General features: G+C 72.1%; 7 protein-coding genes. 6 read left to right on the top strand and 1 reads right to left on the bottom strand.

Translation table 11 applies throughout. The features are described 5' to 3' along the window. Both Q6969_RS09050 and Q6969_RS09045 read left to right on the top strand, forming a co-directional pair. On the top strand, window positions 1-1,845 hold a 1,845-nt coding region (locus tag Q6969_RS09050), incomplete at its 5' end, for an endo-1,4-beta-xylanase (RefSeq protein WP_317230137.1). Window positions 1,846-1,984: 139 nt separating this feature from the next. After that, entirely contained in the window at window positions 1,985-2,830 is an 846-nt protein-coding gene (locus tag Q6969_RS09045) for an SDR family oxidoreductase (protein ID WP_317230136.1), read from the top strand. 10 nt (window positions 2,831-2,840) lie between these two features. Here Q6969_RS09045 and Q6969_RS09040 read toward each other — a convergent pair whose 3' ends face one another. Next, window positions 2,841-3,893: a LacI family DNA-binding transcriptional regulator gene (locus tag Q6969_RS09040; protein WP_317230135.1), complete on the bottom strand. Its 1,053-nt coding sequence runs from the start codon at window positions 3,891-3,893 to the stop codon at window positions 2,841-2,843. 310 nt (window positions 3,894-4,203) lie between these two features. On the opposite strand from Q6969_RS09040, the gene Q6969_RS09035 reads away from it, so the two are divergent. The 4 genes from Q6969_RS09035 (at window position 4,204) to Q6969_RS09020 (ending at window position 9,749) form a co-directional block, all read left to right on the top strand. Next, the gene (locus tag Q6969_RS09035; RefSeq protein ID WP_317230134.1) at window positions 4,204-5,289 is read left to right on the top strand and encodes an extracellular solute-binding protein; all 1,086 of its coding nucleotides are present in this window, start codon (window positions 4,204-4,206) and stop codon (window positions 5,287-5,289) included. Window positions 5,290-5,360: 71 nt separating this feature from the next. Further along, window positions 5,361-6,245 (top strand): sugar ABC transporter permease, encoded by an 885-nt coding sequence (locus tag Q6969_RS09030; RefSeq protein ID WP_317230133.1) that lies wholly within the window; start codon window positions 5,361-5,363, stop codon window positions 6,243-6,245. A 3-nt stretch (window positions 6,246-6,248) separates the two neighbouring features. Beyond that, window positions 6,249-7,154, top strand: coding sequence for a carbohydrate ABC transporter permease (locus Q6969_RS09025; protein WP_317230132.1), 906 nt, complete (start codon window positions 6,249-6,251; stop codon window positions 7,152-7,154). 3 nt (window positions 7,155-7,157) lie between these two features. Then, complete coding sequence (locus tag Q6969_RS09020; protein ID WP_317230131.1) at window positions 7,158-9,749, top strand: glycoside hydrolase family 78 protein; 2,592 nt, start codon at window positions 7,158-7,160, stop codon at window positions 9,747-9,749. Window positions 9,750-9,784 lie beyond the last annotated feature (35 nt).

Raw genomic sequence — 9,784 nt, 5'->3', positions numbered from 1 at the left:
CTCGCCACCCCCGCCGCCCAGGCCGTCGACGCCGCCCCCGCCGGCATCGGCTCCGGCTTCGAGGGCGGCACGGACGGCTGGTCGCCGCGCGGCGACGGCGTCCGCATCTCGCCCAGCGCGATCGCCCACACCGGATCCGGCAGCCTCCTCGTCGCGGACCGCACGCAGGAGTGGCACGGCGCCGCACTCGACGTGACCTCGGCGCTGGCCGTCGGCCAGCAGGTGGAGGTCACCGTCTGGGCGCGCCTCGCCGCGGGCGAGGAGCCCGCGTCGCTCAAGGTGTCCGTGCAGCGCGACACCGGCGGCGGCAGCGGCTACGACGGCGTCGCCGGAGCCGCGGCGCGCGTCACCGCCGACGCCTGGACGGAGCTCACGGGCACGTACACGCTCGGCGGTCCCGTCGACAAGGCGCAGGTCTACGTGGAGGGGACGGTCGGCACCGACTTCCTGCTCGACGACTTCCAGCTCGGCGACGCCGTGGAGACGCCCGTGCAGACGGACATCCCCGCACTCCGGGACGTCCTCGGCGCCCGCGGCATCGAGCACGTCGGCGTCGCCATCGACGGACGCGAGACGGTCGGCGCGGGAGCGGACCTCGTCAGCCGCCAGTTCGACGCGTTCACCCCGGAGAACGCCGGCAAGCCCGAGAGCGTGCAGCCCGTCGAGGGGCAGTTCACCTTCACGCAGCTCGACCAGCTGCTCGACTTCGCCGACCGCACCGGGACCGACGTCTACTACCACGTGCTGTTCTGGCACTCGCAGACGCCTGCCTGGTTCTTCCTCGACGGCGACCGCCCCCTCACCGACAGCCCCGCCGACCAGGCGCTGCTGAAGGCCCGCATGGAGGCGCACGTCACGGGCATCGCGGACCACATCGCGGCCCGCTACCCCGATGGCGACAGCCCCATCTGGGCCATGGACGTCGTCAACGAGGTCATCGCCGACGGCCCCAACGACAACGCGCACGACATGCGCGACAGCCGCTGGTACCAGGTGCTGGGGGAGGGCTTCGTCGACGAGGGCTTCCGCCTCGCGCGCGCCCACTTCCCGGGCGTGGAGCTGTTCATCAACGACTACAACACCGAGCTGCCGACCAAGCGCGCCGACTACCTCGAGCTGGTCTCCGCCCTCGTCGCCCGCGGGGTGCCGATCGACGGGGTGGGCCACCAGGCGCACGTCGACTTCGCCCGGCCCGTGTCGTGGCTGCGCGACTCCATCCGTGCCGTCGAGCGAATCGACACCCGCCTCCTCCAGGCCATCACCGAGCTCGACGTGAACGCGTCGAACCAGAACGAGGGCGCGGACGTCAGCGGCGCACCCCAGGATCCGTACACGCCCGTCTACGCCGACGACGCGCAGGCCGGAGCCGAGGTCGGCTACTACTACCGCGACCTGTTCCAGATGATCCGCCAGCAGTCGTCGTCCATCGACTCGATCACCTTCTGGGGCGTGAGCAACGCCCGAAGCTGGCTGCGCACGTGGCCCATCGCGCGTCCCTGGGAGCAGCCGCTGCCGTTCGACGACGACCTGCAGGCGGCTCCCGCCTACTGGGGCATCGTGGACGCGCGGAAGCTGCCGGCCCGTCCGGCGGACCTGTCCGCACCGCGCATCGCGGACGTCGACGACATCACCGCGGTCGCCACGAAGGCGACCGGCGTCCGCGTGCCCTACGCGCTGCCGTCGGCCATCGACACGCGCGACGGGAACGTGCGGGTGGTGTGCGCGCCGCCCCGCAGCGGCGTCTTCCCCGTCGGCACGACGACCGTGTCCTGCACCGCGAAGGACCGCGCCGGGAACGTCCGGACGACCACCTTCGACGTGATCGTGACCCGCGCCGGCTCGTGATGCGCTGATCCGCCCCGTCGCGGCCCCCGTCCCCCTCGCGAGGCGGGGGCCGCGTCGCGCCCGGGCTAGGGTCGGGACACCGCGGGGCGCGCCGGGTCCGCACCGGACGGCGGGCGCCCTCGAGCGGAGAGGAGACAGCATGACCGGGCAGATCGCCGTCACCGGCGTCACGGGCGCCATCGGGGGCCAGGTCGCCCGCCGCCTGGCCGACGCGGGGCTCGCCCTCCGCCTGATCGCGCGCACGCCGGCCCGCGCGCCGAGGCTCCCGGGGGCGACCGTCCACGAGGCGTCGTACGGGGACCGGGGCGCGTCGCTCGCCGCGCTGCGCGGCGTGGAGACGCTGCTCATGGTCTCGGCGGCGGAGGACGAGCACCGGCTCGACCAGCACCGCGCGTTCGTGGACGCGGCCGCGGAGGCGGGCGTCCGGCACGTGGTCTACACGTCGTTCGCCGGCGCGGCACCGGACGCGACCTTCACGCTGGCGCGCGACCACCACGCGACCGAGGAGCGGATCCGCGCCTCCGGGATGCGCTGGACCCTCCTGCGCGACGCCTTCTACCTCGACTTCATCAGCGCGCTCGTGGGCGACGACGGCGTGATCCGCGGGCCCGCCGGCGCGGGGCGCGTCGCTGCCGTGACCCGGTCGGACGTCGCCGAGGTCGCCGCCGCGGTGCTCCGGGACCCCGACGCGCACCGCGACGTCACCTACGACCTGACCGGCCCCGAGGCGCTCTCCCTCGCCGAGGTCGCGGCGACCCTCACCGCGCACGGCGACCGCCCCGTCGCCTACCGGGACGAGAGCCTCGCGGAGGCGTACGCCTCCCGGGAGCGCTGGGGCGCGCCGCGCTGGCAGGTGGACGCGTGGGTCAGCACCTACACGGCGATGGCCGCGGGGGAGATGGCGCACGTGAGCGGCGACGTGGAGCGCGTGCTCGGCCGCCCGCCCGTGGGGCTCGACGCGTTCCTCGCGGCGTCGACCGGGTAGCCGCGGACCGCTAGCCGAGCGCGCCGACGGAGCTGCTGGCGCGGACGATGAGCCGCGGCGACAGCGTGACCGTCTGGTGGGCGTGCACGTGGTCGCCGGACGTCCCGATCTCCTCCGCCAGCAGGCGCATGGCCCGATGGCCCATCTCGACGCCGGGCTGCCCCACCGTCGAGAGCGGCAGGAGCGTGCTGTCCGCGAAGTGGTTGTCGTCGTAGCCGACGATCGCGATGTCCTCCGGGACGCGGACGCCCTCGACGACGAGCGACTGCACGATGCCGGCCGCCAGGGCGTCGGAGGCGGAGACGATCCCGTCCGGACGCGATCGCGCGTCCCGCCCCGCCAGCTCCCGACCCACGGCGATCCCCGGGGGCACCGTCAGCTTGGGGGTCGTGATGAGCTCCAGCGTCACGCCCGACGCGGCGCGGACCGCGCGGGAGGCGCCCTCGAAGCGGTCGCGGACCGCGGTCAGGCTGAAGGGACCCCCGATGAAGGCGAGGCGCGTCCTGCCCTGCTCGATGAGGTGCCGCGCCGACAGCTCGCCCCCGAGGACCTCGTCGACGACCACGCCGCAGCTCTCGCCCTCGACGCCCGGCCAGTTCACGTAGACGACCTGCGTCCCGCGTCGGCGGAGCGCCCGCACCTCGTCCAGGGGACCGTCGAAGGGCGCGAGGACGATGCCGGCCGCGCGCGCCTGCTCGAACAGCTCCAGGTGCGCCGTCTGCTTCCCGAGGTCGACGTCCGAGTTCGCGAGCAGGACGCGGCGCCCTCCGGCGTCCGCCTCCTGCTCGATGCCGCGGGAGATGTCGAGGAAGTAGGAGTTGCCGAGGTCCACCGCGATGAAGCCGATCGCCGTCCCGCGGCCGACGGCCAGGCTGCGGGCCGTGCTGTTGGGGACGAACCCCAGGGTGGAGATGGCGTCGAGCACCTTCTCCCGCGTGCTCGCCCGCACCGCGGCCGGACTGTTGAGGACGTTCGAGACCGTCCCGATGGAGACGCCGGCGAGCTTCGCGACGTCCGACATGAGCGGTGCCCGGCGCGGGGGAGTCGAGGAGGAGACCGTCATGGTGCGACCGAGCGTACCGCCCCGGACGGCGCACGCCCCTTGACATCGCGATCTGGGCGTGTCTTACTTTGAAGCGCTTCAACTTCTGGAGCGTCCAGCCATTCAAGGAGGAATGTTGCTCAAGTCAGCTCGTCGGGCTGCTGCGGTCACCGCAGCGGGCGTGACCATCTTGGCCTTGTCCGCGTGCGCCGGCGGCGGAGGGGGCGCTGCCCCCACGGAGTTCACCGTCCTCGGGAACGTCGAGAACGAGGTAGTCCCTCGAACGCTTCAAACGCTGGCGGAGGGCGCGTGCGCCACCGAGCAGGCGGCCATGCCGTTGAAGGTCGACACCGTGCCCCAGACCAACCTCAACCAGCAGGTCCAGCTCCTCGCCGGCCAGGGCGGCCTCCCCGTCATGTACGCCGTCGACACCAGCGAGCTCACCCTGCAGCTGAAGGAGGCCGGCAGCGGCGCCGACCTCAGCACCCTCTTCGACGACCTGGGCGTCTCCGACAGCATCGAGCCCGCGGCCCGCTCCACCGTCGAGTCCCTCTACGACGGCGACTTCGTGGTGCTCCCCACCGAGTACAACATCGAGGGCGTCTGGTACAACGAGGCGCAGTTCGACGAGCAGGGGATCGCGGTCCCCACGAGCTGGGACGAGCTCGTCGAGGCCGCCGCCACCTTCGCGGACGCCGGCGTCGTGCCGTTCTCCGCCAGCGGCGAGCAGGGCTGGCCCCTCACGCGCCTCATCGGCAACTACATCGAGCGCGACCTCGGCCCGGACGCGCTGCAGAAGGTGAAGGACGGCGACGCCGAGCTGACCGACCCCGAGTACGTGGCGGCCGCGCAGGAGGTCGCCGACCTCGGCGCCGCCGGCTACTTCGGCCAGGGCGTCGGCTCCATCGACTACGACACCTCCATCAACCAGTTCCTCAACGGCAGCTCGCCCATGATCTACATGGGCAGCTGGATCCTCAGCAGCATCGGGGACCCGGAGCTGAACGAGATCGGCGAGGAGAACATCGGCTTCATGCCGTTCCCCGACGTCGACGGCGGGTCCGGCGACAGCAGCCAGCTCGTCGCCAACGTGGGCCTGCCCTTCACCATCAACGAGTCCGCGCTCAACGACGACAGCCGCGCCTGGGTGAAGTGCATCACCGAGAACTACGGCACGGTCGCCCTGCAGGACAGCAGCCGCATCTCCGGCTTCACCGTCGACGGCGACGTCGAGACCTCGCCGCTGACCACCGAGGTGCGCGACCTCATCTCCTCCACGGACACCACCGTCCCGTGGTTCGAGGCGTACTTCTCCGCGCAGGCCACGACGACCTCGCAGCAGAACGCCGCGCAGCTCGTGACCGGCGCCATCACCGCCGAGGAGTTCATGACCCTCGTCCAGGGCGACCTGGACTGATCGACCCCGGCGCGGCTCACGGCACTCCGTGAGCCGCGCCTCCACGCGCCCGTCCGCACAGAAGGCAGCCCATGAACCCCCTCCTCGGAGACCGGCGATCGACCCTGATCCTCGTCGGACCCGCCCTGCTGATCTACAGCGTGGTGATGCTCGTCCCGATCATCGTCTCGATCGGGTACACCTTCACCTCCGGCAACGCCATCATCGGCTTCCAGCCCTCCGGCATCGAGAACTACGTCGAGCTCCTCTCCGACACCCGGGTCTGGGACGCCCTCCTGCTCACGATCCGCTACGCGATCGTGATGACCGTGCTCCAGGTCGGCTTCGGCTACCTCCTCGCGCTCACCTACGTCTTCGTGCTCCGCCGGTGGTCGAGCTCGGTGCGGACGCTCGTCTTCTTCCCCGTCGTCCTGCCCACCGTCGCGGTCGCGCTGCTCTTCCAGCAGATGTTCGCCATCGCGCCGCAGAACGGCCTCGTGAACACGTTCCTCGAGGCGATCGGCCTGTCGTCCACCGACTGGTTCGGCGACGGCGGCACCGCCTTCCTCGTGATCATCGTCATGGACGTCTGGCGGTCGATGGGCTTCTACGGCGTGCTCCTGTACGCCGGCCTCCTCGACATCCCGGACGAGATCCTCGAGTCGGCGCGCCTCGACGGCGCCTCCGGCTTCGGCCTCGTCCGCCGCATCGTCCTGCCGCTCTCCCTGCCCGTGCTGATCTCCTCGGTGATCTTCTCCATCAACGGGACGCTCAAGGTCTTCGACAGCATCCTCGCGCTGACCAACGGCGGCCCCGGCACCTCGACCAGTCCGCTGACGATCTACATGTTCGACACCGCCTTCCGCTACGGGCAGTACGGCTACGGGTCGACGGTCGCCTTCCTCCTCACGATCGTCTCGCTCGCCGTGACGGTCCTCATCTTCCGCGCCAACCGACGCGACGCCACGAAGGGCTGACCGATGACCACCACCACCGCGTCACCCCGCCGCGACGCACCCCGACCGGCCGCGCGCCCCACGCGGCGCCCCGCGTCCCCGCGGCGCGTGCTCGGCCGTCTCGTCAGCGGCGCGCTCGTCGCCTTCCTCCTGGTCATCGTCGTCGGGCCCCTCGTCTGGATGGTCCTCGGCTCCTTCAAGACCCAGACCGAGTTCCTCGAGAACCCCGTCTGGATGCTGCCGCAGCAGTGGAACCTCGACAACTACGTCTTCGCGTGGACGACGGGGAACTTCGCGCAGTACGCCGTCAACTCCGTCGTCACGGTGATCCCGTCGCTCTTCCTCGTGCTCCTCCTCGGCTCGATGGCCGGCTTCGCGCTCGAGGTCCTCGTCTGGAAGGGCCGCGGCACCGTCCTGCTGACGTTCCTCGCCGGGATCATGGTGCCCACCCAGATGATCCTGCTGCCGCTGTTCGCGGCGTACTTCCGCACCGGGCTCACCGGCACGCTCTGGCCGCTGATCATCACCTACACGGCGACGAGCCTGCCGCTCACGGTGTTCCTCATGGCCACCTTCTTCCGCGCGGTGCCGCGCGAGGTGTTCGAGGCCGCGACCCTCGACGGCGCGAGCATCATCCGCTCGTTCTTCCTGGTCGGCCTCCCGATGGTGCGGAACGCCCTCTTCACGGTCGGGCTCGTCCAGTTCTTCATGCTCTGGAACGACCTCCTCATCGCCCTGACCTTCACCAACTCCGGCTCGCTGCGCACCCTGCAGGTCGGCCTCCTCAACTTCACCGGCCAGTTCGGCTCCGTGCAGTACGGCCCGCTGTTCGCGGCCATCTGCCTCAACGTGATCGGAATCCTCGTGATCTACCTCTTCCTCAACAAGCAGGTCCAGAAGGGCCTGACCGCCGGCGCGGTCAAGGGCTGAGGCATGGCGCACATCGACGGACCCCTCCGCATCGAGCACCTCCGTGAACCGCTCGGCATCGGCACCGCCGCACCCCGCCTGAGCTGGCGCACCGCCGCCACCGACGACTGGCGACAGACCGCCTACGAGATCGAGCTCCGCCGCGGCACCGACGAGCCCCTCACCGTGCTCGTCCACTCGGTCGACCAGGTCCTCGTGCCCTGGCCCTTCCCGCCGCTCGCCAGCCGCGATCGGGTGGCCCTCAGGATCCGCCTCCACGGCGAGGACGACACGACGGGGGAGTGGAGCGCACCGACGGCCCTCGAGACCGGGCTCCTCCGGCCCGACGACTGGTCCGCGGTCCCCGTCGGCGGCAGCTGGCCGGAGGAGGACGGCACCGACCGCCGCCCGTCACGCGTGCGGCGGCGCTTCCACGTCGACGCCCCCATCGCCTCCGCCCGCCTCCATGCCACCGCCCACGGCGTATTCGAGGCCGAGATCAACGGCACGCGCGTCGGCGACGACGTCCTCGCGCCGGGCTGGACCTCCTACGCAGCGCGTCTCCGCTATCGCACCTACGACGTCACCGCCCTCCTGACCGAGGGCGACAACGTGATCGGCGCCTGGCTCGGCGACGGCTGGTACCGGGGTCGGCTCGGCTTCAACGGCGGCTACCACGACCTCTACGGCACCGACCTCTCCTTCATCGGGCAGCTCGAGGTCACCCTCGCCGACGGCACCGTCCAGCGCATCGCGACCGACGCCTCCTGGGAGGCCGGCCCGAGCCCCATCACCTTCAGCGGCCTCTACGACGGGGAGCGCTACGACCAGCGCCTCGACGATCCGGCGTGGTCGACGCCCGCATCGACCGGAGGGGACTGGACGCCCGTCGCCGTCGGCGTGCGTGACCCCGCGACCCTCGTCGCCATGGAGCAGCCGCCCGTGCGCCGCACCGAGGAGCTCGCCCCCGTCGACGTCCGCCGCACCGGCTCCGGCGCGCTCCTCCTCGACTTCGGCCAGAACCTCGTCGGGCGCCTCCGCATCACCGTCGACGGCCCCGCCGGGCGCATCGTCACCCTCCGTCACGCGGAGGTGGTCCAGGACGGCGAGCTCTACCGGCGGACGCTCCGCATCGCCGCCGCCGAGGACGCCATCACCCTCGCCGGCACCGGACCGGTCACCTGGGAACCGCGCTTCACCATCCACGGCTTCCGCTACGCCGAGATCACCGGGGTACCCGACGGCTTCGACGCCTCCACCGTGACCGCCCTCGTCTGCCACACCGACATGGAGCGCACGGGCTGGTTCGAGAGCTCGCACCCGGACCTCGACCGCCTCCACGAGAACGTCCTCTGGAGCACCCGCGGCAACTTCGTCGACATCCCGACCGACTGCCCCCAGCGCGACGAGCGCCTCGGCTGGACCGGCGACATCCAGGTCTTCGCCCCCACTGCCTCCTTCCTCTACGACTGCTCCGGCATGCTCGGGTCCTGGCTCCAGGACCTCGCCATCGAGCAGCTCCCCGACGGCACCGTCCCGTGGTTCATCCCGCGCATCCCCGGAGGCCCGTCGTGGGAGCCCATCCAGCCCGGCGCCGTCTGGGGCGACGCCGCGGTCCTCACCCCCTGGGTCCTCCACGAGCGCTTCGGCGACACCGGCGTCCTCGCGCAGCAGTACCCGTCCGCGAAGGCATGGGTCGACCTCATCGTCTCCCTCGCCGGCCCCGACCGGCTCTGGGACGACGGCTTCCAGCTCGGCGACTGGCTGGATCCCGCCGCTCCGCCGGAGGATCCCGCGGACGCCTCCACGGACCGCTACCTCGTCGCCACCGCCTACCTCGCCCAGTCGACGCTGCACCTCGCCCGCACCGCCGAGGTCCTCGGGCTCGACGACGACGCGGCGCACTACGCCCGCGTCGCCGCGGAGGTCCGGGACGCGTTCCGACGCGCGTACGTCCTCCCCGACGGCAGGATGACCAGCGACGCGCAGACCGCGTACTCGCTCGCCATCGAGTTCGGCCTCGTCACGGGCGAGGACGCCGTCCGGGCGGGCGCACGGCTCGCCGAGCTCGTGTCCGCGGCCGGCAACCGCATCGCCACGGGCTTCGCCGGCACGCCCCTCGTGACCGGCGCCCTCACCGCGACCGGCCACGCGGACACCGCGTACGACCTGCTGCTCGAGCGCTCCTGCCCGTCCTGGCTCTACACGGTCGGCATGGGCGGCACCACCATCTGGGAGCGCTGGGACAGCATGCTGCCCGACGGCACCGTGAACCCGGGCGAGATGACGAGCTTCAACCACTACGCCCTCGGCGCCGTCGCCGACTGGATGCATGGCACCATCGCGGGCCTCGCGCCCTCCGAGCCCGGGTGGCGGCGGATGCGGTTCGCGCCGCAGCCGGGTGGCGGGCTCACCCGCGCGCGCGCCCGTCACCTGTCGCCCTACGGCGCGGCCTCGTCCGGCTGGGAGATCGTCGACGGGGTGATGCACCTCGAGGTGGTGCTGCCGACCGGGACCACCGGGGAGGTCCTCCTCCCGGACGGGGCCGCGTACGAGGTCGGCCCCGGCCGGCACCGGTTCCGCTGTGTGCCGGTCGGCGCGCCCGCCCGCGCCTGACGCCGCCCGCTCGCCGCGACGCGCGCGCCGCCCGC

The organism is Clavibacter sp. MX14-G9D, from assembly GCF_032917815.1.
GTDB classification, from domain to species: domain Bacteria; phylum Actinomycetota; class Actinomycetes; order Actinomycetales; family Microbacteriaceae; genus Clavibacter; species Clavibacter michiganensis_K.
The sequence above is the reverse complement of the archived record's forward strand: the minus strand, read 5'-3'. Positions and strand labels throughout refer to the sequence as shown.

What these genes read in the sequence shown, in the direction of transcription:
- Q6969_RS09045 (WP_317230136.1), top strand. Translation starts at nt 1,985, where the DNA reads ATGACCGGGCAGATCGCCGTCACCGGCGTCACGGGCGCCATCGGGGGC.
- Q6969_RS09040 (WP_317230135.1), bottom strand. Translation starts at nt 3,893, where the DNA reads ATGACGGTCTCCTCCTCGACTCCCCCGCGCCGGGCACCGCTCATGTCG.
- Q6969_RS09035 (WP_317230134.1), top strand. Translation starts at nt 4,204, where the DNA reads ATGCCGTTGAAGGTCGACACCGTGCCCCAGACCAACCTCAACCAGCAG.
- Q6969_RS09030 (WP_317230133.1), top strand. Translation starts at nt 5,361, where the DNA reads ATGAACCCCCTCCTCGGAGACCGGCGATCGACCCTGATCCTCGTCGGA.
- Q6969_RS09025 (WP_317230132.1), top strand. Translation starts at nt 6,249, where the DNA reads ATGACCACCACCACCGCGTCACCCCGCCGCGACGCACCCCGACCGGCC.
- Q6969_RS09020 (WP_317230131.1), top strand. Translation starts at nt 7,158, where the DNA reads ATGGCGCACATCGACGGACCCCTCCGCATCGAGCACCTCCGTGAACCG.